This is a genomic window from Bacillus sp. MYb56 (genome assembly GCF_002976445.1).
GTDB lineage: Bacteria > Bacillota > Bacilli > Bacillales > Bacillaceae_G > Bacillus_A > Bacillus_A mycoides.
In genome coordinates this window covers 1-23,405 of record NZ_PCOH01000041.1, presented here as the reverse complement: position 1 = coordinate 23,405, position 23,405 = coordinate 1, and the positions used below count along the sequence as shown (strand labels likewise).

Here is a 23,405-nt window from a genome sequence, read left to right as displayed (position 1 = left end):
ACAAAGGCTACAAAGAAGCTTGCCTAGGCAACACTGCATTATTAAAAGGTATTAATACATTAGAAGGCTATGTAACATTCGAAGCAGTTGCAGAAGCTCACGGTGTAGAGTACAAGGGTGCTAAAGAATTATTAGAAGCAGAAACAGTATCTTGCTAATAGAAGCATTATACAAAACAAAATCGAACAATATATAAAACAACATGATAAGAGCTAAGAGATAATACCTCTTAGCTCTTCTTGGTAAAAGGGGGCATTCATCGTGGCCAACCTATTTAAAAAGAAATCCGTTACGCAATTGTTAGGGGAAAGTAAAAGTAAAACTTTGACGAAAACGCTAGGGGCATTTGACCTAACAATGCTAGGGATTGGTGCGATAATTGGTACAGGAGTTCTAGTATTAACTGGATTAGTAGCAGCAAGAGATGCTGGTCCAGCAGTTATTTTTTCATTTATGATTGCAGCAATTGTTTGTGGATTTGCAGCTTTATGTTATGCAGAGGTTGCATCTGCACTTCCTGTTTCAGGTAGTGTGTACACATATTCATATGCAACAATTGGTGAGTTTGTTGCCCATTTAATGGGATGGACATTGCTATCCGTATATGTCGTAACGACTGCCGCAGTAGCTGGCGGATGGACAGGTTATTTCAATAATTTAGTGAGTGGATTGGGACTTGAAATTCCAAAAGCGTTGTTAACGATTCCATCGCAAGGTGGTATGGTGAATTTACCCGCAGTTATCGTTACGTTGGTGATAACTTGGTTATTATCGCGAGGTACAAAAGAAAGTAAGCGTGTGAATAACATAATGGTATTAATTAAAATTGGTATTGTTGTTTTATTCATTGCAGTTGGTGTATTCTACGTGAAACCAGAAAACTGGATACCATTTGCACCGTATGGCTTAAGTGGAGTCTTTGCCGGAGGAGCAGCAGTATTCTTCGCTTTCTTAGGATTTGATGCATTAGCAACTTCTGCTGAAGAAGTGAAAAATCCACAACGTGATTTGCCGATTGGTATTATTGCTTCATTAGTCATTTGTACAATCATTTATGTTGTAGTTTGTCTCGTTATGACAGGTATGGTTTCTTATAAGGAATTAGATGTACCTGAAGCGATGGCCTATGTATTAGAAGTTGTAGGACAAGATAAAGTGGCTGGTGTAATCGCTATTGGAGCTGTAATTGGTATTATGGCTGTAATTTTCGCATACATCTACGCTACGACACGTGTATTCTTCGCTATGAGCCGTGACGGTTTATTGCCAAAATCTTTTGCGAGAATTAACAAGAAGACAGAAGCACCAACATTTTCAGTTTGGTTAACAGGAATTGGTAGTGCTTTAATTGCCGGATTTATCGATTTAAAAGAATTGTCGAATTTAGCGAATATTGGAGCGTTATTAACATTTGCGATGGTTGGTGTAACTGTCATCATTCTTCGTAAAACGCATCCGAAATTACAACGTGGATTTATGGTACCACTTGTACCAATCTTACCGATTATTTCAGTTGCAAGCTGTCTATTCTTAATGGTAAATCTACCGTTAAAAACATGGATATACTTCGGTGTTTGGTTAGCAATCGGAGTGGTTGTATACTTTGTTTATTCGAAAAAACATAGTCATTTAAAAGACGATGGAAGTTCGCAAGATAGTTTAGAAAAAGCTAATTAAAGGGATATAAAGTTAGTAAGCCTTGTGCGTCTAGGGAGCGCGCAAGGCTTTTTCTTTTGGGGAAATAAAGGAGACCAATGTTATGTTGTCGAATTTTTATGTCGGAATATAAGAAGGGGTGGAAAGATGGAGACGAAAGTTGTCGTTGGAGCAGAGGGATATAATAATAACCCAGGGTGGTTACATACGAATGAAAAAGAATTACATTTATTAAAAAGAGAAACGTGGCTTAATAAATTTCAGCCTAATTCTTTATCAGTAATTTTGGCTGAGCACGTATGGGAGCATTTATCATATGAAGAAGGTATAGAAGCAGCTAAAGTTTGTTATGAGTTTTTAGAAGATAGTGGATATATTCGCTGTGCAGTGCCGGATGCATTTTTCCAAAATGAAGAGTATCAGCGTGGTGTGCAAGTGGGAGGACCTGGCCCGTTAGATCATCCAGCTGCAAGTCATAAAATTGTACATAACTACAAAACGATTATATCTATGTTTGAAGCAGCAGGTTTTCAAGTAAAGCTTTTAGAATACTGTGATGAGAATGGCCAGTTTCATTATAGTGATTGGGAAGAGAACGGTGGATTTATTTATCGATCGAAACGTTTTGATCATAGAAATCAAGATGGTAAATTAGGATTTGCTTCGTTAATTGTGGATGCAGTAAAAGTTAATAAATAAGAAGGGATGCACGGTAGTTTTCGTGCATCCTTTTTGTATGAAGAGCATGATAGATGCGGAGAATATTTATATGTTTATTTTGAAATGTGAACGAAATGTTTTAAAAAATGTATGAGAATTCATTGACACATATGAATGGACGCTCATATAATAAAGGTATAATACATATGAATAATTGTTCATATGTTCAAATAAAGAGGTGAGCTGTGATGGCTGAAAATAAAGTAGAAACGCAACAGGAAGCATGTTCTCAAACGGTAATTCACGAGGAAATCGTGGATCAAGTAAAACAAACAATTCCGACTGATGAAAGTTTAAGTAAAGTAGCAGAATTATTTAAAGTATTAGGTGACCGTACACGTACGAGAATATTACATGCATTATTTGAAGCTGAAATGTGTGTTTGTGATTTAGCTTATTTATTAGGAATGACGCAATCTTCAATCTCACATCAGCTTCGTGTATTAAAGCAAGCAAAGCTTGTAAAGAACCGTAAAGAAGGAAAGGTAGTTTATTACTCATTAGCTGATCAACACGTAATTCATATCTTCGAGCAAGCGTTTGAACACGTAAACGAGGAAGAATAAAAAAGCGAGGAGGGAGAACGATGGCAGAAGCATTAGTGAAAAAGAAACTTATGCTAGAAGGTTTAGATTGTGCAAATTGTGCAATGAAAATTGAAAAAGGTGTTGGGAATATAGAAGGGGTAACATCTTGTTCCGTAAACTTTGCAACAAAAACGATGCTTTTAGAAACACCGCGAAATAAAGAAAATCAAGTTGTTACGGAAGCGAAGCAACTTGTTACAAAATTAGAGCCACATATTAAAGTGCAAGAAGAGCAAAAAACAAAATCAGTAAAAGAAGTATTTGTATTAGAAGGCTTAGACTGTGCAAATTGTGCAATGAAGATTGAAAATAAGGTAAAGGAAATGCCAACAATTTCAGAAGCGACTGTTGATTTCGTATCAAAGAAATTACGAGTAGAAGTTGCAAATAAACGAGAACTTGAATCGACTGTACAAAATATAAAAAATGTTGTTCAAAAGTTAGAGCCTGATGTAAAAGTTGTTCGTGAAGAGGAAAAAGGACACGACCATGATCATGGTGATGGAAATGTGAAAAAGATGATAGGACGATTAGTAGTCGGTGGAATTTTGACAGGAATTGCTGCGTTAGCCGGATTACCGCAAATGATAACAATTCCATTATTCGTCCTTGCTTATTTATTAATAGGTGGAGATATCGTTTGGAGAGCGGTAAGAAACATAACTCGCGGCCAAGTGTTCGATGAAAACTTTTTAATGGCAATTGCAACTTTAGGAGCTTTCGCGATTCAACAATATCCAGAAGCGGTAGCAGTTATGCTATTTTACCAAGTAGGGGAACTGTTCCAAAGTATTGCAGTAAATCGTTCTCGAAAATCAATTACGTCATTAATGGATATTCGTCCTGACTATGCGAATGTGAAAGTTGGAAACGAAACGAAACAAGTGTCACCAGAAGATGTGCAAATTGGTGAGTATATTATCGTAAAACCAGGTGAAAAAGTACCGTTAGACGGGAAAGTAGTTGAGGGAACATCAATGATGGATACTTCAGCGTTAACAGGTGAGTCTGTACCGAGGGAAGTAGAAGTTGGTAATGACGTATTAAGTGGTTTTGTAAACCAAAATGGTGTATTAATTGTCGAAGTTACAAAAGAGTTCGGTGAATCCACTGTATCGAAAATTTTAGACTTAGTACAAAATGCAAGTAGCAAAAAAGCGCCAACAGAAAACTTTATTACAAAGTTTGCACGTTATTATACTCCTGTTGTAGTTATAACAGCAGCAATAATGGCATTTATTCCACCACTTATTTTAGAGGGTGCTACATTCTCCGATTGGATTTATAGAGCTTTAGTGTTCTTAGTAATCTCTTGTCCATGTGCGCTCGTTGTATCGATTCCTCTTGGATTCTTTGGCGGTATTGGTGGGGCATCTAAAAGTGGTATTTTAGTAAAAGGAAGTAACTATTTAGAAGCATTGAATGATGTGAAATATATCGTTTTTGATAAAACAGGAACGTTAACAAAAGGTGTCTTTAAAGTTACGAAGATGGAGCCTAGTGAAGGTATCACAGCTGAAAAGCTATTAGAATATGCAGCATTTGCAGAAGTATATTCAAATCATCCGATTGCACAATCTATTCGAAATGCATATGGAAAATCAATCGATGAAAATGCTATTGAAGACTATAGTGAAATTTCTGGTCATGGTACGGTTGTAAAAGTACAAGGAAAAGAAATTTTCGCAGGTAATGCTAAATTAATGAGCAAAGAAAACATTACATTTAAGCAACCAAATACAGTAGGTACACTAGTTCATGTTGCTGTAGATGGTAAATATGCAGGTTATATTGTTATCTCTGATGAGGTAAAAGAGGATTCAAAACAAGCAATTCAAAAGTTAAAAGAACTAGGTATTAAGAAGACAGTCATGTTAACTGGTGATGCAAAATCAGTCGGGGAAGCTGTTGGTAAAGAATTAGGTTTAGACGAAGTTCATGCCGAATTATTACCACACCAAAAAGTAGAAGAAATCGAAAAAATTGATGCAGCAAAACGCGGTAAAGAAAAGATTGCATTCGTCGGTGATGGTATTAATGATACGCCAGTACTAGCAAGGGCAGACGTTGGTATTGCGATGGGCGGCTTAGGGTCAGATGCAGCAATTGAAGCTGCTGACATCGTTATTATGACTGATGAGCCTTCAAAAATTGCGACAGCAGTAAAAATTGCAAAACGTACACGTAGCATCGTATGGCAAAATATTATATTTGCATTAGGGGTAAAAGGGTTAGTGTTATTACTCGGCGCCTTTGGTATTGCAACAATGTGGGAAGCAGTCTTCTCAGATGTTGGTGTGACGTTACTTGCAGTATTAAATGCAATGCGTGTACTACGAGTAAAAGATTTATAAAAAAGAGGACGCAATTGCGTCCTCTTTTTATTTGGTTATTTTGTTGAAATTGACTCAAGAAAATAATATCAAATATTATTTTGTTTTTAAATAATGTAATATATAAATTTACAAAATATAATATTCTTCTTGTTATTTTAATATATTTTTTACAAATATCCATATAGTATTGAAAAATGGAGAAGTGGGGGAGGGACAAAACCCCACTGATTAAAGCTTCACTTTATTTTTGTATGTTTTTTTCAACCTGTTCTCGAACAGTTTGAATATAATTCATTTTATGATCCCAACATTCTTGGCTTAAATCGACAGGGTACTCTTCTGGGTTTAAAGTTCGCATATACTCTTCCCAAAATAGTGAGAGGCTGCGTTCATTATACTTTTGAATATCTAATATATTAGGTAATTCATACGCTCTTTTACCGTTAATGAAAATATCTTGATGCAGTTCGCGTGCTTCAAAGCTTGTTACGAATTTACTTATATATGTATGAACTGGATGAAACATTTTTAAACGCTCTTCTTTTCCGGGTTCTTCTGACTCTAAAGCAATATAATCGCCCTCTGCATGATCGTTAACACGGTTAATAATACGATAAATTCGTTTAAGTCCTGGGGTTGTAATTTTTTCAGGATTAGATGAAATCTTAATCGTATCATTTAATTTTCCGTCAGTATCTTCAATAGCGACTAGTTTATAAACAGCCCCTAATGCTGGCTGCTCAAAGGATGTAATCAGCTTTGTACCAACACCCCATACATCAATTTTTGCCCCTTGAGATTTCAAGTGCATAATCGTATATTCATCTAAATCGCTAGAAGCGATAATTTTTGTGTTTGTAAATCCAGCTGCATCAAGTTGTTTTCTGGCCTCCTTTGATAAATATGCCATATCACCACTATCAAGGCGAATGCCATAAAAATCGATACGATCCCCGAACTCTTTTGCAACACGAATCGCATTTGGAACACCAGATTTTAATGTGTCGTATGTATCGACAAGAAATACACATTTTTTATGTGTTTCAGCATATTTTTTAAATGCAACATATTCATCGCGATATGCTTGAACGAAAGAATGGGCATGTGTGCCAGCTACAGGGATGCCAAATCGTTTCCCTGCGCGAACGTTACTTGTAGATGAAAAACCACCAATAAAGGCAGCTCGTGTTCCCCAAAGGGCAGCATCAAACTCATGAGCGCGTCTTGTACCGAACTCTAAAAGCTCATCATTATTTGCAGCGTGCTTCATACGTGCAGCTTTTGTAGCAATTAATGTTTGGTAATTTACAATATTTAAGAGGGCAGTTTCAATTATTTGTGCCTCGCCAAGCGGTGCATCAACACGTAATAATGGTTCGTTATTAAAAACAACTTCGCCTTCTTGCATACTACGAATCGTGCCAGTAAATTTCATGTTTTGTAAATAATGAAGGAAGTCTTCTTCAAATTGCAGCTCTGCTAAATAAGCGATGTCACTTTCGGTAAAGCTGAAATTTTCTATGTACTCTACAATTTTTTCAAGACCAGCAAAAACAGCATAGCCGTTTTCGAATGGAAGCTTTCGAAAGTATAGATCAAAAACAGAACGGCGAGTATGAATACCATCTTTCCAATATGTATAAGCCATGTTGATTTGATATAAATCTGTATGTAAGGCGTAACTATCGTCTTTATAATGATTCATTGCGAAAACACCTCCGTAATTTGGTTATAGTATACCAATTTTTCCCCTTTCGTAGCAAAGAAGTAATAGGGGATTGAAGTCAAGAGAGAAAAAAATGAAATAATGCATATTTTTTAGAAAATTTACATTTATCAATTTATATTTCTCTAGATTTTATGTATTATTAGAGTAGTGGGGGTAATGAGAATGGAGGAGGACAATGCAACAAACATTAGAAAAAATAGGCAAGCAAGTTTTTTATAAACGGCTACAGCAAAAAATGACACAAGAAGAATTATGTCAGGGCATTTGTTCTGTCTCATACTTAAGTAAGATCGAAAATGGAAAGATTGAAGCATCAGAAGAAATTCTACAATTGCTCTGCACAAGACTAGAAATTGCTGTGACGGATTTGAGAGATGTAGAAGAAGATGTGAAAGTGAAGTTGGACGAGTGGTTGAATGCATTAGTTCATTTGGACAAGCAACAAGTAGAGCGCATATACGAAGAGTTGCAAGGTGAAATGAAGCATGTGTTGGATTTTGAAATTATAAATTATTATAAACTGCTGTATACACGTTATTTAATGATGAAGCGGGATCTCCCTGCTGTTGAAGAAGAATTGGACGGATTGAAGAAAGTGTATAAGAAATACTCGCCTTTTCAGAAGATGTTATATACGTATAATAAGGCATTATTATATTCTGTGCAGTACAAATATACGCAGGCATTAGAATATCTGTTAAAGACGGAATCGATGGCGAAAGAGTTAGGATATTATGAAACAGGAATATATTATAATTTGGCATTGACATATAGTCAGATGGAAATAGACCATATGACATTATATTTTGCTAATGTGGCATTAGAAGGTTTTAAAAGTGAATATAAATTTAGAAATATAATTAATTGTAAGTTTTTAATTGCGTTTAGTTATACTAGAAAAAAACAATATAATGAAGCTATGGAAATCTATAATCATATCATAAGAGAAGCAACTTCTTTTGCTGATAAAGATAATATTCTTTCTATTGCTTTAAATAATATTGGTTATCTGTACTACCGACAAAAAAATTATGCCAAGGCGAAAGAGTATTATATAGAATGCTTAAAGTATAAAAAAGAAGAGGATATGAATTATATTGATGCCATGTATGAGCTCTCATTACAGTGTATTCAATTAGGAGAACTTGAGGAAGCGGCTGAATGGATTGAAAAAGGTATCCTTGCTGCAAGGAAAGATGATAGATACAAAGGGATGTTATATTTATTGTTAAATTTAAGATATAAATATTTTGAAGAAAGAGACCTCTATAAAAAATTTCTAGAAACAGAAGTAGTTCCTTTCTTTAAAACAGAGGAAAATATAAAAGATTTAAAGAAAGTATACTTAGAACTAGCTGAATACTTAGAAGAATGCTCAGATTTTAAAGAAAGTAATCGCTATTATAAATTAGCGATTACTTTATTAGAAGAGTAAAGAGGAGGGATAGTATGAAAAAGTTAATTGCAGGAACATTTGTGGTTATGGCAATTGCAGCTGTAGTATTGGATATTCAGTATGCTTGGAAGCCGGATACTCTAGGGCAAGAAGCTAAAACAGTTGAACAAATTAATTTATAAAAAAAACCCTTTCCCAACGGAAAGGGTTTTTTTTCAATATTTGTTCCTCAAAATTCTACAACACTTGAGAAAGAAATTAATTGAATTTTTAGTATATTAATAGTGGAAACATAATGATAATATGAAACTACTCTTTTTCAAAAATTTTTTATTAGGGGGAATGTTAGATGAAAAAGAAGAGTTTAGCGTTAGTGTTAGTGGCAGGAATGGCAGTTACTACGTTCGGAGGGACAGGCTCTGCATTTGCGGATTCTAAAAATGTACTCTCTACTAAGAAGTACAATGAGACGGTACAGTCACCAGAGTTTATTTCTGGTGATCTAACTGGAGCGACTGGTAAGAAAGCGGAATCTGTGGTGTTTGATTACTTAAACGCAGCAAAAGGTGATTATAAGCTAGGGGAAAAGAGTGCACAAGATTCTTTCAAAGTAAAACAAGTGAAAAAAGATGCTGTAACTGATTCAACAGTAGTACGTATGCAACAAGTTTACGAGGGAGTACCTGTATGGGGGTCTACTCAAGTAGCTCACGTAAGTAAAGATGGTTCTTTAAAAGTATTGTCTGGAACAGTTGCGCCTGATTTAGACAAGAAGGAAAAGTTAAAAAACAAAAATAAGATTGAAGGCGCAAAAGCAATTGAAATTGCGCAACAAGATTTAGGAGTAACACCTAAATACGAAGTGGATCCAAAAGCGGATTTATATGTATATCAAAATGGTGAAGAAACGACATATGCATACGTTGTGAATTTAAACTTCTTAGAGCCAAATCCAGGAAACTATTACTATTTCATTGAAGCGGAAAGCGGTAAAGTGTTAAATAAATATAATAAACTTGATCATGTAACGAATGATGATAAGTCACCAGTTAAGCAAGATGCTCCTAAACAGGAAGCGAAAGCGGTTGTAAAGCCTGTAACAGGGACGAATAAAGTTGGAACTGGTAAAGGTGTATTAGGAGATACGAAATCGCTTAATACAACGTTATCTGGATCGTCTTACTATTTACAAGATAATACGCGCGGAGCAACAATTTTCACATATGATGCGAAAAACCGCTCAACATTACCAGGAACATTATGGGCAGATGCAGATAATGTTTTCAATGCAGCGTATGATGCAGCGGCAGTAGATGCTCATTACTATGCAGGTAAAACATATGATTACTATAAAGCTACATTTAACAGAAACTCTATTAATGATGCAGGAGCACCATTAAAATCAACAGTTCATTACGGAAGTAAGTATAATAATGCATTCTGGAACGGCTCACAAATGGTATACGGAGATGGTGATGGTGTAACATTCACTTCATTATCTGGTGGCATTGATGTAATTGGCCATGAATTAACACATGCTGTTACGGAAAATAGCTCGGATTTAATTTATCAAAATGAATCAGGAGCGTTAAATGAAGCAATTTCTGATATTTTTGGTACTTTAGTAGAATTCTATGATAACCGTAACCCAGATTGGGAGATTGGTGAAGATATTTATACACCTGGTAAGGCGGGAGATGCACTTCGTTCTATGAGTGATCCAGCGAAATATGGTGACCCAGACCATTATTCTAAGCGTTACACTGGTTCAAGTGATAACGGTGGCGTTCATACAAACAGTGGTATTATTAACAAACAAGCTTATTTATTAGCAAATGGTGGTACGCATTCTGGTGTAACTGTAACTGGTATCGGTAAAGATAAATTAGGTGCGATTTACTACCGTGCAAATACACAGTATTTCACGCAATCTACTACATTTAGTCAAGCACGTGCTGGTGCAGTACAAGCTGCAGCTGATTTATATGGTGCTAGCTCTGCAGAAGTAGCAGCAGTTAAGCAATCATTTAGTGCTGTTGGTGTAAACTAAGGCTTTAAGGGATAGTTATTAATAAAATACCTCAAAAATAAAGAAGGAGCCTATGCTCCTTCTTTATTTTTTTCTCCATTTTTTCCACAAATAAAGTAATCCAACACAACCTGCGATTGTAATAATCCATTTCGCTTCATTTGTTCCGTTAATGACATGATATGCAGAATATACTTCAATCAATAAAGCCGGTATTTTCCCTATTGTGCTGGCAATACTGAAAGAGAGTAATGACATTTTGCCTAGAGCTGCAAATAAAGTAACGATACTGGACGGAATGAAAGGAATAAAACGAAAAGATAGGACGAGTAGAAATGCCTCTCTGCCTTCTACGTAAAGAAGGCGTTCTACCTTTGGATACGTATTTACTTTATCGTGAGTGAACTTTTGAAGGCCTATACGATAAATATAAAACGAGATAATAGCCCCTAATGCCTCACCTGCGATCGAAATGATTGTGCCATTTGTTACACCGAAGAGCTGTATATTAATGGCGGTCAAAAAAATACTAGGGATAAAACCTAAAAGACTGATGATGATGTTGATTAAGATACTAAGTGGAATTGCGCTTGAATAATAGTCTGTTAAGAAGTTTTGAATTGTTTCAGCCATTCTTTAAAATCCTTTATCTTTTTTTGCATTACACCATATTTACATTGTATAGGCAAGTGCAAATTTACATAATGTAGAAAACAGTTGATAGAAAGGGATTTGTATACCTTATATAGGTATTAGGTATATGAAAGTAGGGGTATATTTAGTTTGTTTAAAAAACACTCTATAAATCCTGTATTTAAAGGGTTTATGGAGTGTTTTGATTGGTGTTTTCATCTGGGAAATAATTATAAAAACATGGGGGTATATTTTAAAAAAGGGCGAAAAACAGTGATTTGATGAAAGGGGGGTGGAAAATATAGCAAAATGAATGAGGATTTTAAAACTGTATACATTTTTTCTTTGTGAAATTGACTTTTAGTGGAGTTACGATAATAATCATGGAAGAGGTGATACGATGAAACGATTAAGTAGTCTTTTCTTGAGTAGTTTATTGGCACTAATGCTGATTTTAAGTGGATGTGCAGGAAAAGAACAAAAAACAGAAAAACCAAAAGAGGATCATTCTACATCAGTAGAAAAAATTAGTGATAATATTTTAGATGAAATGGAAGGGCCACCTAAAAATGGTCATACGATTGAAAGGCATGTAGGCAAATCAGAAGAGGATTTGAAGAATCGTTTGAAGACAGATAAAGTTTCAGCGGCAAGTACATACTATGATAAGGAAACAGCGACAAAGGCTGTGAAAGATAGTTTAAAACAACATGATAAAGAAATTCAGGATTGGTTGAAAAACTCTAAAGAGGCTCGTCTTGTATTGAATACAACTCATTCATTCCCAGTTGGAAAAACAGTAATAAAGAAAAATATGAATGTAAAAGACAAACTAGTAAAGACTGTTACTGTTTTAGCGAGAGATAAATCAGGAAATCTAGGATTTAAGATTATTACTTCTTATCCATCAGATAAATAAAGGGGGGAGTATATATGTATCCAACATTACAATACTTTCTTAAATCGTACTGTACGTTAAGTATTCATGAGGATGAAATAGTAAGCGTAATGGAAGAGTTTATAGAGCAAGAGGACGAAGAGATTGTTTTGAAATTACGCGATGAATTAGTAAATATGAAGAAAAAGAACGCGTGGGAAGAAGCGTGCGTATTAGCTGCGAAGCAAGGCAATCGTGTGTGGTCTTTAGAAGAAACGAAAGATCATCTGGAAATTTTTTTACTATTATTGCAAAAGAAAAAGGCATGAGTAGATCACGCCTTTTTGTATACGCTTTTTGAAATTTGTCCGTTTGATATTATCTCATTGTTTTGGGGCACTTTTATATACGCTTTTTGAAATTTTTCCATTTGAGAGTACTTCACCGTTTTGTGTTACTTTTTTATACGTAACCGCTGTTATTTTATCACCAGTATTACTAATTACTTGAGAAGAAACTTCAACATTTTTACCAGTATTTGTACCGAAAATACGTGTAGTAATACTACCGCCATTTGAAAATGCTTGAATGTAAATATGCTTACCTGTATTGTTTTTAAATTTTAAATCCGGACCATAATCTGCCACTGCTGCATCCTGCCCAAGTGGTAAATAATTTACGGGCATAGAATGATTGCTTCGAGAAACAATTCCTAAATCTGCCCTTAAAGCTGCGCTGTATAAAGTACTACTTACTTGGCAAACGCCTCCGCCTGCACTTTGTATAACTTTACCTTGTGAATATACTGCTGCGGATTTATAACCATGTGCAGCATCAGTTACGCCAACACGGCCATTAAAACTAAACGTTTCATCAGGTGCTACAATAACTCCACTTAACGTATTAGCTGACTTATTTACGTTATAGGATTGATTTCCATTACGGCCAGCCATTGGGGTAGAATATTCAGCAATCACTTCTTTAATCCCCATTTGTTGTATATCTTCTGTAGAACGTTCAGGTTTTATTAGTGTAACTGGTAATACAACATCGGGTGTGCCAGAAGTAATAGCTGCGCTTGTTAAATCGGTTAATTTTCCTTTATCAATTTTTTCTCCATTTTGACTTTGGCTAATATTTACTGTAGAGCCTTCAACACTTAATTCGGCGTTGACAGGATTTTTTAATGTTTCATTATATTTATCCTTTATAAAGGTTTCATAAGTTGTTGTATTTAATTGTGGTGTTAATTTATAGTCACGTTTTACTTCACCGTTTTCAGCTTGCTTACGCATGTTGTAACGATTCATTACGTTCCCTTCTTGTTCTTTAAAGATATTGTCGACAATATCCTTCTCTTTATAATCTACTCCTAAATCTTTCCACGTGTAATTTTGCTTATCATTTTGGAATACGTAGTTAAGAGATTTTTGATTTAATTCATTTATCTTTTGATTAACAAGGGCTTGAATATCTGCTTTATTTTTTCCATCAAGAGAAATACCTTCAAATGTAGTGTTTGGTAGTGCAGTTGTATTTAGTTGATTATTTAATTTGGATACATATTGATATCCACCAATACCACCAACACAAAGTAATATGCCACCAGCAATAGCGGAACCAATCAGTATTTTGCTTAGCTTCATTTATTTCCCCCCAGAAAAATTTTTATAAATATATGTATTACATTTTTTGTATAAAAATGATGAAAATAACATTATGTACGTCCTAGTATACTATTATTTTCACTACGTGTGTAATGTTTTCATAAAAAATGTTACACTGCTGTAATAATTGTCTCTTTTTGTCACAATATGCATGAGAAATATGTTGAAAATTATAATAAAAAGGCTGCTTAGAAAAATCTAGCAGCCTTTTTATTATAATTTTTTATGCTCATTTTTATTCGTAACACCGAGATGTTCTTGAAGTGTTGTCGATATATCATTAACACTCTTTTCGTTTGGAACGTAATAATAAATACCACCTATATATTTATCAGTACCTTCCACTTGCAATTTATCCATTTTTAAATTTGAATCCATTGAATTTTTTGCAATAGTCATCATATCATCAAAAGTTAAATTTGTTTTTAAGTCTGTATCGACAGCATCTAATAGGCTTCCGATTTTATTAATGGAATTGAGAGATAGGGCTTTTTCAGCAATAGCCTCTAAAACAAGTTGTTGTCGTTGACCACGCATATAATCACTATCAATATGACGCGTTCTAGCTAGTGCAAGTGCTTCTTCTCCATTTAAATGTTGACGCCCTTTTTTTAGGTGAATTGCATCTGCTTCGTCGCTACTATTTTGTTCTGTGAACTCAACTGGAACGTCGACAGTTATACCACCTAGAGAATCAACAATCTTGATAAAGGATTTGAAATTAAATTTTACATAGTAATCAACTGGTACATCTAAAAATTTTTCTACTGTATCAATTGTGCTGTCTACACCACCAAATACATGTGCATGTGTAATTTTATCATATTTATCACGTGATTTAATGAAGACGCGTGAATCACGTGGAATGCTGACTAGTTTAACAGATTTATCATTTTTATTAATTGTTGCAAGTAGTAATGCATCTGTACGAGTCGCTTTTCCGTAACCTTTTTCCCTGATATCACTTTCATCAACACCCATGATCAGGACAGAAATATTATCAGTCATAGGTTTAACAGCTTTTTCACGTTTGCTGGATTTATCTCCTCGGCCGAGTTCAGAATAAGCGTTGCTTAAGACGGATTTTGCTTTACTGTATATATGGAAGGAATAGCCTCCTGCTCCCATTGCTACAATAAGTAAGGGAATAAGAATGAACCAAAGTAGGCGCTTTTTCTTTGAGCGTCCTTTTTTGGCTCGAGTTTCGTTGTTAATGTCGGATTTCATCATTTTTTCTCCTTTAAAACAATCAAAGTGTATACATCTAGAAGCGTATTAAAACACATAAAAAATATTTTACGCTAAATAAAAGGTATTGTACATGTATAAAAAATAGATGTATTGATTATTTATCCCGCATTAACGGGCAGTAAAACTCCCACCTCAAAGTCCAGCGAATGCAAGGAAGTTAGGTGGGAGATAACTGCCCGTAAATGCCCGATTGGTTCAACTAATAATCAGTGGGGGATAGCCCCCTCTGATTAAAGTTTCACTTTATAAGACATCTATTCGTTATTGTATACAAAAGACAGGGATAAGAAAATGATAAAATTTTACCTAATTAAAGCATAATACTTACAATAATCGCAGATAAAATACTAACAAGAGTAGCGCCGTATAGTAATTTTAGGCCGAAGCGGGCAACAACATTTCCTTGTTCTTCGTTTAACCCTTTTACCGCACCGGAAATAATTCCAATGGAAGAAAAGTTGGCAAAAGAAACGAGGAAGACAGAAATAATACCAACTGTACGGATAGAGAGAGTGCTGGAAATTTTACTAAGATCCATCATTGCTACAAATTCATTTGTTACAAGCTTTGTTGCCATAATGCTACCCGCTGTGACAATTTCAGAACTTGGTACGCCGATAAGAAATGCAATAGGGGCGAATACATAGCCTATTAATTGTTGGAAAGTAATGCCGAATATAATGAGGAATAGGTCATTAATGCAACTCATTAATGCGACGAATCCAATGAGCATAGCACCGACGACAATTGCTACACGAAAACCATCAAGAATGTATTCTCCAAGCATTTCAAAGAAACTTTGTTTTTCCCCTTTTATTACCAAAATGTCTTCATCATCGTTAACGTCGTAAGGGTTAATAATGAGTACGATAATAAAACCACTAAATAAATTGAGAACGAGTGCGGTTACTACATATTTTGGTTCAATCATTGTCATATAGGCACCGACAATGGACATAGATACTGTTGACATAGCAGAGGCGCAAAGTGTATATAGTCGATGTTTTGGAATTTGGGCTAATTGTTTTTTTACCGTAATAAAAACTTCTGATTGGCCGACAATAGCGGAAGCGATGGCGTTGTAAGATTCTAATTTCCCAAGACCGTTTATTTTACTAAGAAAGAAACCAATCCAACGAATAAAGAATGGTAGTATTTTGAAATGTTGTAATATACCAATTAAGACGGAGATAAAGACAATCGGTAATAATACGTTAAGGAAAAATGGCATTTCCCCTTTATTTGCAAGACCGCCAAATACAAAATTTATACCACTGGCAGCATACTCAAGTAGCCTCGTAAACAGGCTAGAAATTACCGTAATAAGTATGAGACCAATTTCTGTATTTAATAATAAATAGGTTAAAATTAATTGTATAATAAGCATGATAAAAATTGGTTTAAATTTAATATGTTTCTTATTGTTGCTAGCAATATAAGCAAGGAAGAAAACAACGATAAGTCCCACGAAAAAAGTAATAAATTTCATAGTAAGCCCCCTAAAAGAGATATTCTGCTATATATGTTTTTCATTTCAAGGGAGAATATGCATCTTTGGTAAAGAAAGGAATAGAGAGAGCATGAATATATGTAGAGTGCACCACGTTGCAATTATTTGTTCGAATTATGAACTGTCAAAGGATTTTTATACTCGGATATTAGGTTTTAAAGCGATAAATGAAGTATATAGAAAAGAACGAGATTCTTATAAGTTAGATTTATGTGTAGGGGAAGAGTATCAAATTGAATTATTTTCATTTCCTAGTCCACCTGAGCGCCCAAGTTTTCCAGAAGCAGCTGGACTTAGACATTTAGCATTTGCTGTTACAAATATAGAAGAAGCTGTAAACCATTTAAAACAATGCGGTGTGGAGACTGAAGCGATACGTATGGATGAAATTACGGATAAAAAATTTGTCTTTTTCCAAGATCCTGATGGCTTGCCTTTAGAATTGTATGAGGCTTGAAATTGGTGAATTTTATATAGGGTTGCTTTCAAATAAATGAAGAAACTAAAGTGAAACTTCTTTTTTAAAGGAGGTGTAACTTTAGCTAAGAAAGCTAAAGGACATATGTGGATATTTTAAAATTACTGATGGTAGCCATTCTTATTGCGTTAACAGCATTTTTTGTGGCTGTTGAGTTTGCAATTATTAAGGTGCGTAGCAGTCGTATTGATCAACTCGTTAGTGAAAAACGCCGAGGAGCATTGGCAGCTAAAAAAGTAACTTCGAATTTAGATGAGTATTTATCAGCATGTCAGTTAGGTATTACAATTACTGCTTTAGGGCTTGGGTGGTTAGGAGAGCCCACTATAAAACATATACTCGAGCCGTTGTTTTTAAAACTACACCTATCTCCTGCAATTGCAAGTACAGTTTCATTTATTATTGCCTTTGCAGTTATTACGTTTTTACATGTTGTCATTGGTGAACTTGCTCCGAAGACGCTCGCTATACAAAGGGCAGAGCAAGTTAGCTTATTATTATCGAAGCCAATTATTTACTTTTACCGAGTAATGTATCCGTTTATTTGGGCTTTAAATGGTTCTGCAAGGCTTGTAACAGGGTTATTCGGATTACATCCGGCTTCTGAACATGAAGTAGCTCATTCGGAGGAAGAATTACGATTAATCTTATCTGAGAGTTATGAGAGTGGAGAGATTAATCAAAGGGAATTTAAATATGTAAATAATATTTTTGAATTCGATAATAGAGTCGCAAAGGAAATTATGGTACCTCGTACGGAAGTTGTAGGTTTATATGAGGACGAACCATTTGAAACACATATTAAAATAATCGCACAAGAAAAGTACACGAGATATCCCGTATTTGGTGAAGATAAAGATGAAATTATTGGGATGGTTAATGTAAAGGATTTATTTATTCGTTATATGGATGGTAATCGAGAAGAGGGGTGCTCGATTACGCCATATACAAGGCCAGTTATTGAAGTGTTAGAAAATATACCTATTCATGATTTACTATTACAAATGCAAAGAAAACGAATTCCATTAGCTGTATTATATGATGAATATGGTGGTACAGCGGGGATTGTTACATTGGAAGATATTTTAGAAGAAATTGTTGGAGAAATCCGAGATGAATACGATGAAGATGAGCATCCACCTATAGAACATATAAGTGAAGTGTGTAAAATTGTAGAGGGGAAAGTGCTTATTAGCGAAGTAAATGATTTATTTGGCATACATTTGGTCGCTGATGATGTTGATACAATTGGTGGTTGGATTATGGTACAAAAACAGATCGTTGCTGAGGGGGATATTATTGAGAAACACGGCTTTTCTTTTAAAGTTCTTGAAAAGGATATGCATCAAATTAAGCGAGTTGAAATAAAGAAAGTAGAAGAATGAATGGATTTTCTATTATATAAACTTTAATAAAAAGTATATATAGAAAAATAAATGTTTGCGCTTTCAAAAAAGGTGCTATATAGTGAAAGTGGATACTGAAGAATTCATTTAATGATACTCGTATTTTATAGGGCGAATTCTTTAGATAAGGATTTAGAATGAAAAGTATAGGTGATGAAAAATGATAGCAACGAAGGATATACGTATAGAAAAAGATTTTTTAGGTGAAAAGGAAGTACCGAGTGTAGCTTATTATGGTGTACAAACATTACGTGCCGTAGAAAACTTTCCTATTACAGGATACCGCATTCATCCGTCACTCATTACGGCAATGGCAATTGTAAAAAAAGCGGCAGCGCTTGCGAATATAGATACAGGTTACTTAGCTAAAGATATCGGACAAGAAATTGCAGAAGCGGCACAAGAGATTGTTGATGGAAAGTTCCATGATCAATTTATCGTAGACCCGATTCAAGGCGGAGCAGGTACTTCAATTAATATGAATACTAATGAAGTAATTGCTAATAGAGCGCTAGAACGTATGGGATACGAAAAAGGTGAATATGCGAAAATTAGCCCAAACACTCATGTGAACATGGCCCAATCAACAAATGATGCGTTTCCAACTGGGATTCATATAGCAACTCTTATGATGCTGGAAGAACTTCTTGTTACAATGGAAGAACTTCACTCTGCTTTTCATGATAAAGCAAAAGAGTTCGATCACGTTATTAAAATGGGGCGTACGCATTTGCAAGATGCAGTTCCAATTCGCCTTGGACAAGAATTTGAAGCATATAGCAGAGTGCTAGAGCGTGATATAAAAAGAATTAAACAGTCTCGTCAACATTTATACGAAGTTAATATGGGTGCGACAGCTGTCGGTACGGGATTAAATGCAAACCCTACTTATATAGAACAAGTTGTGAAGCATTTACGAACTTTTAGTGGTTTCCCTCTTGTTGGTGCAGAGCACTTAGTTGATGCGACGCAAAACACAGATGCATATACAGAAGTATCTGCAGCACTAAAAGTATGTATGATGAATATGTCTAAAATTGCAAATGACCTTCGTATTATGGCGTCTGGTCCACGTGTTGGGTTGGCGGAAATTCAATTACCAGCTCGTCAACCAGGTTCATCTATTATGCCGGGGAAAGTAAATCCAGTTATGGCAGAAGTAATTAACCAAGTTGCTTTCCAAGTAATTGGAAATGACCATACAATTTGCTTAGCGTCAGAAGCTGGACAATTAGAGTTAAATGTAATGGAGCCGGTATTAGTATTTAATTTAATTCAATCCATCAGTATTATGAATAACGGTTTCCGTGTATTCCGTGAATACTGTATAAAGGGAATTACAGCGAATGAAGAGTTGCTTAAGCAATATGTTGAAAAAAGTGTTGGAGTTATTACAGCAGTGAATCCTCATATTGGTTATGAAGCAGCTTCTCGCATTGCACGTGAAGCAATTACGACAGGAAAATCTGTTAGGGAGCTATGTTTAGAACATGGTGTACTTACAGCAGAAGAGCTTGATATTATTTTGGATCCATACGAAATGACGCATCCTGAAATTGCTGGTGCTTCTTTATTAAAGACTAAAAAAATGTAATGTAAAAAGCACCGATCCATTTGGATCGGTGCTTTTTTTTAGAAGATATTAAATACAGAGTTAAGTTGAAGTAAGCTAATAATAGCTAAGAAGATTAAACTATATTTCATTACTATTTTAAATAGAGCAGATTCTTGACCAACTAGTCCAACTGCTGCACAAGCAACTGCTACAGATTGTGGTGAAACCATTTTTGCGATTGTACCACCAACTACGTTTAATGAAACGAGAGTAGATGGTACGATGTTTAACTGATCGGCAGTTACTGCTTGAAGTGGTGCGAATAATGAACCACTTGATACGACTGAACCTGTAATGAATACGCCAATCCATCCTAAGATTGGAGAAAGAACTGGGAATGCATTTCCTGTAGAAGAGAATGCAAGTCCAAGTGTAGATGACATACCAGAGTAGTTTTCTACGTAAGCTAAAGCGATAACGCTACAAATTGTATATACTGGAACTTTTAGTTCTTTTATTGTTTCGATCATTAATTCTTTAATCATTTTGCCGTTTACACGGTAGACGATAAGTGAAACGATGATTGCTAATACAATCGCAGTAGTTGTAGAAGAGAATACATCTAGTTTGAAAATCGCTGCGAAAGGTGTATCAGCCTTTGTAATTGGTGCAGTTTTCATAACCGCATTATGAAGACCAGGGAATTGAATGTTAAATACTAAGTTTGCCAATGGACCATCCGGAGCAAATAAAGCTTTAATTGGTTTTAAATTAAAGATTGTTACAAATGCAGTTAAGAATACGAATGGGGACCAAGCATATAAAATTTGATTGAATGTATGAGATTCTTTTTCTTCTTGTTTTTCTTCTTTAGCAGAAGATTTTGGTTGCCAAACACGTAAGAATAATGTAAGAGCGACCATACTTACGACTGCTGCGAAAATATTAGTAAGTTCAGCGCCTAAGAAGTAAGTCACAAGGAACTGAGTAATTGCGAAAGAAACACCACTTACAAGAATACCTTGCCAAGTTTCTTTAATGCCTTTAAATCCATCTACCATTGAAACAAGTAAGAACGGTAAAACAATGCTAATGAATGGCAAAATGTAAACAGCTTGACGACCGACAGTTAATGCATCTATCCCAGTTAATTGTGCAGGTACTGTAACTGGAATACCCATAGCACCCATAGCACCACCAGCGATATTAGCTACTAAGCAAATACCTGCTGCTTTTAATGGATTAAAGCCCATACCTACAAGTAATGCAGCTGTAATAGCAACTGGAACACCGAAACCAGCTGCGCCTTCTAAGAAAGCACCGAAAGAATAAGCGATTAATAATACTTGTAAACGCTGATCATTTGTAATACTTGAAATGCTATCACGAATGACATTGAATTGTTCTGTTTTAACAGTTAATTTGTAAAGGAAGATAGCTGCGATAACGATAGTACAAATTGGATAAAATCCAGATAAAACACCGAATCCGGCAGATGCTACAGCTACAGTTGCGGGCATTTTATAAACAAATATAGCAAGAATAATAGCGACGATCACACTATAAAGCCCAGCCATGTAACCTTTCATTTTGAATCCCACTAAACAAATAATGAAGCAAAAAATTGGGAGTGCTGCGATTAGTGCAGATAACCAAATATTGTTTAATGGGTCATAAATTTGTGTCCAAGTACTCATAATAATGACAACTCCTATCTATTATATGTGAAGAAATTCACATTATTTGTGAAACTATTCACAATCAACTTACATGCTTAGTATATTCTCCTTCAACACTATTGTCAACGTGAAAAAGTATAATTATTCCATAATAGTATTAAAAGTAACATTTTGTTCATAAAGTAGACAAAAAGCGTAATCAAATTGATTTGATTACGCTTCTATAAATTATTTACATATTCTTTCATTTTTTCATATGTCATTGGTCCTACATGCTTATATTGAATGACACCGTTTGTATCGATGACAAAAGATGTTGGAATGCTGATGATTTGATATGTGGCACTTGCCTGGCCTTTCTGATCTAATAGGACGGGGAAGGTATATTTGTTTTCTTCAAGAAATTGTTTTACATTATTCGGGTCTTTTTCAGTAGCTGTCGCATTTACAGCAACAATTTCAATCCCCATATCTTTAGTATCGTGATAAAACTTTTCCATATCAGGCATTTCTATTTTGCATGGACCACACCAGCTTGCCCAAAAATTCAATATTACTTTTTTTCCTTTATAGTCTGTAAGACGAACTTCTTGACCAGTGGTTGTTTCCAGAAGGAAATCGAGGGCAACATTGCCAACTTCAGTTCCAATGGGGATGTTTGATTTTGAAGCTATATCTTCTTTTTTGTATAGGAAGTGATTGATAATGGTCCAGCCAACCGCAATGCTAATTAACGCAAAAATAAACCATTTTTTAATATTACATCATCCTCCTTACTTAAATTTCCTTTTTATCGTAACAAAGTGGTTAAATATGGTCAAATTACTTTACGATAGGTTATCAATTATGGACGATATTTTACAATATCATTACTGTACATTTCAGTAAGGTGAAAATATAACAAAAAGCCTGATAAAACAACGTTTGTAAGCAAAGTATTGCTAGCCCTTTGTTTTGCTTTTTTATTGTATCATATAGTATAATATTCAAAATCAGGTGGGATTTTTTCTTGAACTGTGTGCTGATAAAAGTCGGAAAATTTTCTCAGCATTATAGGTTGATAAAGTTATGTCGTAACAGGAAATATAAGAACAGATATATAAATAAATAAAGAGAAAATAAAAAATGAAAATGAGGGGAATTTTATGAACCAAAACCAATTTGACTGTCGTATTTCAGAAGAAGACGTACAGATGTTAAGAGCATTAGCTCATCCACTTCGTCTACGTTTAGTAATGGAACTGATGCAGCGTGGAACATGTAATGTAACACAATTACAAGAGGTATTAGAAATTCCGCAATCAACTGTTTCGCAGCATTTAACGAAATTAAAACAAAATAAAGTAGTACGCTTTGAGAGACGCGGGTTAGAAGTGTACTATCAAATTCATAACGATAAAGTAAGTGAAGTAGTAAAAACATTATTTTCTTAATTTTTGAATATTATGGAAAGAAGACGTGTGAAATATACGTCTTTTTTTATTTGGAAAGAATCTAATAATAGGAAGATTTGAGAGCGTATATATTAGCGTGTTAGAAAGAAACAAACTATCGGTTGAAGTGCTAAATTGACGGAATATATTCTGAAGGGATATGAAAAGATAGAAAGGAGTGTTGTAAGCCAAAGGAGGAATAATATAATGGATGTAAAACGTGTGAAACAGATATTATCTTCTTCAAGTAGAATTGATGTTACATACGAGGGAGTCCCCGTATGGATTGAGAGCTGTGATGAGCAGAAGGGTAGTGCTCAAGTGTATGACGTATCCAACCCAGGAGAGAGCGTTCACGTGGATGTGACGGCTTTAGAAGAGATGTAATAGAAAAGACGCTTCTAATTGTGAACTGTACCCTATAAAATGGACAGTTTAATAAAAAAGCCCTGAAAAATCAAGC

At 34.9% G+C, this 23,405-nt stretch carries 21 protein-coding genes and 1 pseudogene; 15 read left to right on the top strand and 7 right to left on the bottom strand.

Translation table 11 applies throughout. The features are described 5' to 3' along the window. The 5 genes and pseudogenes from CQ058_RS27675 to CQ058_RS27655 form a co-directional block, all read left to right on the top strand. Positions 1-158: pseudogene (locus CQ058_RS27675) on the top strand (alanine dehydrogenase); the annotation flags it as partial. A 103-nt stretch (positions 159-261) separates the two neighbouring features. Then, positions 262-1,677, top strand: coding sequence for an amino acid permease (locus CQ058_RS27670; protein WP_002188259.1), 1,416 nt, complete (start codon positions 262-264; stop codon positions 1,675-1,677). 126 nt (positions 1,678-1,803) lie between these two features. Continuing rightward, complete coding sequence (locus CQ058_RS27665; protein ID WP_002134328.1) at positions 1,804-2,355, top strand: class I SAM-dependent methyltransferase; 552 nt, start codon at positions 1,804-1,806, stop codon at positions 2,353-2,355. Positions 2,356-2,564: 209 nt separating this feature from the next. Then, the gene (locus CQ058_RS27660) at positions 2,565-2,942 is read left to right on the top strand and encodes an ArsR/SmtB family transcription factor (RefSeq protein WP_002010461.1); all 378 of its coding nucleotides are present in this window, start codon (positions 2,565-2,567) and stop codon (positions 2,940-2,942) included. A 20-nt stretch (positions 2,943-2,962) separates the two neighbouring features. Beyond that, a complete protein-coding gene (locus CQ058_RS27655; protein WP_002188260.1) occupies positions 2,963-5,317 on the top strand; it encodes a heavy metal translocating P-type ATPase in 2,355 nt (784 codons plus the stop codon). 223 nt (positions 5,318-5,540) lie between these two features. Here the strand turns inward: CQ058_RS27655 and CQ058_RS27650 are convergent, their stop codons facing one another. Further along, entirely contained in the window at positions 5,541-7,004 is a 1,464-nt protein-coding gene (locus CQ058_RS27650; RefSeq protein WP_002010465.1) for a nicotinate phosphoribosyltransferase, read from the bottom strand. A 199-nt stretch (positions 7,005-7,203) separates the two neighbouring features. On the opposite strand from CQ058_RS27650, the gene CQ058_RS27645 reads away from it, so the two are divergent. The 3 genes from CQ058_RS27645 to CQ058_RS27640 all read left to right on the top strand — a co-directional run bounded on the left by CQ058_RS27645 (position 7,204) and on the right by CQ058_RS27640 (position 10,474). Beyond that, complete coding sequence (locus CQ058_RS27645; protein ID WP_002010467.1) at positions 7,204-8,463, top strand: tetratricopeptide repeat protein; 1,260 nt, start codon at positions 7,204-7,206, stop codon at positions 8,461-8,463. A 14-nt stretch (positions 8,464-8,477) separates the two neighbouring features. After that, the gene (locus CQ058_RS31590; RefSeq protein ID WP_000733136.1) at positions 8,478-8,606 is read left to right on the top strand and encodes an NprX family peptide pheromone; all 129 of its coding nucleotides are present in this window, start codon (positions 8,478-8,480) and stop codon (positions 8,604-8,606) included. Positions 8,607-8,773: 167 nt separating this feature from the next. After that, positions 8,774-10,474: a M4 family metallopeptidase gene (locus CQ058_RS27640; protein WP_105590088.1), complete on the top strand. Its 1,701-nt coding sequence runs from the start codon at positions 8,774-8,776 to the stop codon at positions 10,472-10,474. Positions 10,475-10,537: 63 nt separating this feature from the next. Here the strand turns inward: CQ058_RS27640 and CQ058_RS27635 are convergent, their stop codons facing one another. Then, positions 10,538-11,086 carry a TVP38/TMEM64 family protein gene (locus CQ058_RS27635; RefSeq protein WP_002188262.1) on the bottom strand — a complete coding sequence of 183 codons (549 nt, stop codon included), beginning with the start codon at positions 11,084-11,086 and terminating at the stop codon, positions 10,538-10,540. Positions 11,087-11,486: 400 nt separating this feature from the next. Here CQ058_RS27635 and CQ058_RS27630 point away from each other — a divergent pair, with 400 nt between their 5' ends. Together CQ058_RS27630 and CQ058_RS27625 are read left to right on the top strand one after the other, a co-directional pair. Further along, positions 11,487-12,005 (top strand): RNase A-like domain-containing lipoprotein, encoded by a 519-nt coding sequence (locus tag CQ058_RS27630; protein ID WP_002125157.1) that lies wholly within the window; start codon positions 11,487-11,489, stop codon positions 12,003-12,005. A gap of 14 nt (positions 12,006-12,019) precedes the next feature. Next, complete coding sequence (locus CQ058_RS27625) at positions 12,020-12,292, top strand: hypothetical protein (protein ID WP_002091014.1); 273 nt, start codon at positions 12,020-12,022, stop codon at positions 12,290-12,292. 54 nt (positions 12,293-12,346) lie between these two features. On the opposite strand, the gene CQ058_RS27620 is transcribed toward CQ058_RS27625, so the two are convergent. The 3 genes from CQ058_RS27620 to CQ058_RS27610 all read right to left on the bottom strand — a co-directional run bounded on the left by CQ058_RS27620 (position 12,347) and on the right by CQ058_RS27610 (position 16,370). Further along, positions 12,347-13,609 (bottom strand): VanW family protein, encoded by a 1,263-nt coding sequence (locus CQ058_RS27620; RefSeq protein WP_105590087.1) that lies wholly within the window; start codon positions 13,607-13,609, stop codon positions 12,347-12,349. A 234-nt stretch (positions 13,610-13,843) separates the two neighbouring features. Beyond that, complete coding sequence (locus CQ058_RS27615; protein ID WP_002029713.1) at positions 13,844-14,860, bottom strand: LCP family glycopolymer transferase; 1,017 nt, start codon at positions 14,858-14,860, stop codon at positions 13,844-13,846. Positions 14,861-15,191: 331 nt separating this feature from the next. After that, complete coding sequence (locus CQ058_RS27610) at positions 15,192-16,370, bottom strand: NupC/NupG family nucleoside CNT transporter (protein WP_000668860.1); 1,179 nt, start codon at positions 16,368-16,370, stop codon at positions 15,192-15,194. Between the two features lie 91 nt (positions 16,371-16,461). Here CQ058_RS27610 and gloA2 point away from each other — a divergent pair, with 91 nt between their 5' ends. From gloA2 to aspA, 3 genes are all read left to right on the top strand, one after another. Continuing rightward, positions 16,462-16,848, top strand: a complete 387-nt coding sequence (gloA2, locus tag CQ058_RS27605; protein ID WP_001017670.1) for an SMU1112c/YaeR family gloxylase I-like metalloprotein — start codon at positions 16,462-16,464, stop codon at positions 16,846-16,848. A gap of 107 nt (positions 16,849-16,955) precedes the next feature. Further along, positions 16,956-18,254, top strand: a complete 1,299-nt coding sequence (locus CQ058_RS27600; RefSeq protein WP_002125161.1) for a hemolysin family protein — start codon at positions 16,956-16,958, stop codon at positions 18,252-18,254. A gap of 181 nt (positions 18,255-18,435) precedes the next feature. Further along, positions 18,436-19,869 carry an aspartate ammonia-lyase gene (gene aspA / locus CQ058_RS27595; protein ID WP_002188266.1) on the top strand — a complete coding sequence of 478 codons (1,434 nt, stop codon included), beginning with the start codon at positions 18,436-18,438 and terminating at the stop codon, positions 19,867-19,869. A gap of 38 nt (positions 19,870-19,907) precedes the next feature. On the opposite strand, the gene CQ058_RS27590 is transcribed toward aspA, so the two are convergent. Together CQ058_RS27590 and CQ058_RS27585 are read right to left on the bottom strand one after the other, a co-directional pair. Continuing rightward, complete coding sequence (locus tag CQ058_RS27590; protein WP_002188268.1) at positions 19,908-21,527, bottom strand: lactate permease LctP family transporter; 1,620 nt, start codon at positions 21,525-21,527, stop codon at positions 19,908-19,910. A gap of 203 nt (positions 21,528-21,730) precedes the next feature. Continuing rightward, complete coding sequence (locus CQ058_RS27585; RefSeq protein ID WP_080019354.1) at positions 21,731-22,159, bottom strand: TlpA disulfide reductase family protein; 429 nt, start codon at positions 22,157-22,159, stop codon at positions 21,731-21,733. A gap of 495 nt (positions 22,160-22,654) precedes the next feature. Between CQ058_RS27585 and CQ058_RS27575 the strand changes: the two genes are divergently transcribed. Next, positions 22,655-22,942 carry an ArsR/SmtB family transcription factor gene (locus CQ058_RS27575; RefSeq protein WP_001075217.1) on the top strand — a complete coding sequence of 96 codons (288 nt, stop codon included), beginning with the start codon at positions 22,655-22,657 and terminating at the stop codon, positions 22,940-22,942. A 207-nt stretch (positions 22,943-23,149) separates the two neighbouring features. Then, positions 23,150-23,329 carry an acid-soluble spore protein H gene (locus tag CQ058_RS27570; protein WP_002010492.1) on the top strand — a complete coding sequence of 60 codons (180 nt, stop codon included), beginning with the start codon at positions 23,150-23,152 and terminating at the stop codon, positions 23,327-23,329. Positions 23,330-23,405 lie beyond the last annotated feature (76 nt).

What these genes read in the sequence shown, in the direction of transcription:
- CQ058_RS31590 (WP_000733136.1), top strand. Translation starts at nt 8,478, where the DNA reads ATGAAAAAGTTAATTGCAGGAACATTTGTGGTTATGGCAATTGCAGCT.
- CQ058_RS27635 (WP_002188262.1), bottom strand. Translation starts at nt 11,086, where the DNA reads ATGGCTGAAACAATTCAAAACTTCTTAACAGACTATTATTCAAGCGCA.
- CQ058_RS27650 (WP_002010465.1), bottom strand. Translation starts at nt 7,004, where the DNA reads ATGAATCATTATAAAGACGATAGTTACGCCTTACATACAGATTTATAT.
- CQ058_RS27625 (WP_002091014.1), top strand. Translation starts at nt 12,020, where the DNA reads ATGTATCCAACATTACAATACTTTCTTAAATCGTACTGTACGTTAAGT.
- CQ058_RS27665 (WP_002134328.1), top strand. Translation starts at nt 1,804, where the DNA reads ATGGAGACGAAAGTTGTCGTTGGAGCAGAGGGATATAATAATAACCCA.
- CQ058_RS27620 (WP_105590087.1), bottom strand. Translation starts at nt 13,609, where the DNA reads ATGAAGCTAAGCAAAATACTGATTGGTTCCGCTATTGCTGGTGGCATA.
- CQ058_RS27655 (WP_002188260.1), top strand. Translation starts at nt 2,963, where the DNA reads ATGGCAGAAGCATTAGTGAAAAAGAAACTTATGCTAGAAGGTTTAGAT.
- CQ058_RS27575 (WP_001075217.1), top strand. Translation starts at nt 22,655, where the DNA reads ATGAACCAAAACCAATTTGACTGTCGTATTTCAGAAGAAGACGTACAG.
- CQ058_RS27610 (WP_000668860.1), bottom strand. Translation starts at nt 16,370, where the DNA reads ATGAAATTTATTACTTTTTTCGTGGGACTTATCGTTGTTTTCTTCCTT.
- CQ058_RS27640 (WP_105590088.1), top strand. Translation starts at nt 8,774, where the DNA reads ATGAAAAAGAAGAGTTTAGCGTTAGTGTTAGTGGCAGGAATGGCAGTT.
- CQ058_RS27645 (WP_002010467.1), top strand. Translation starts at nt 7,204, where the DNA reads ATGCAACAAACATTAGAAAAAATAGGCAAGCAAGTTTTTTATAAACGG.
- CQ058_RS27660 (WP_002010461.1), top strand. Translation starts at nt 2,565, where the DNA reads ATGGCTGAAAATAAAGTAGAAACGCAACAGGAAGCATGTTCTCAAACG.
- CQ058_RS27615 (WP_002029713.1), bottom strand. Translation starts at nt 14,860, where the DNA reads ATGATGAAATCCGACATTAACAACGAAACTCGAGCCAAAAAAGGACGC.
- aspA (WP_002188266.1), top strand. Translation starts at nt 18,436, where the DNA reads ATGATAGCAACGAAGGATATACGTATAGAAAAAGATTTTTTAGGTGAA.
- CQ058_RS27570 (WP_002010492.1), top strand. Translation starts at nt 23,150, where the DNA reads ATGGATGTAAAACGTGTGAAACAGATATTATCTTCTTCAAGTAGAATT.
- CQ058_RS27630 (WP_002125157.1), top strand. Translation starts at nt 11,487, where the DNA reads ATGAAACGATTAAGTAGTCTTTTCTTGAGTAGTTTATTGGCACTAATG.
- gloA2 (WP_001017670.1), top strand. Translation starts at nt 16,462, where the DNA reads ATGAATATATGTAGAGTGCACCACGTTGCAATTATTTGTTCGAATTAT.
- CQ058_RS27590 (WP_002188268.1), bottom strand. Translation starts at nt 21,527, where the DNA reads ATGAGTACTTGGACACAAATTTATGACCCATTAAACAATATTTGGTTA.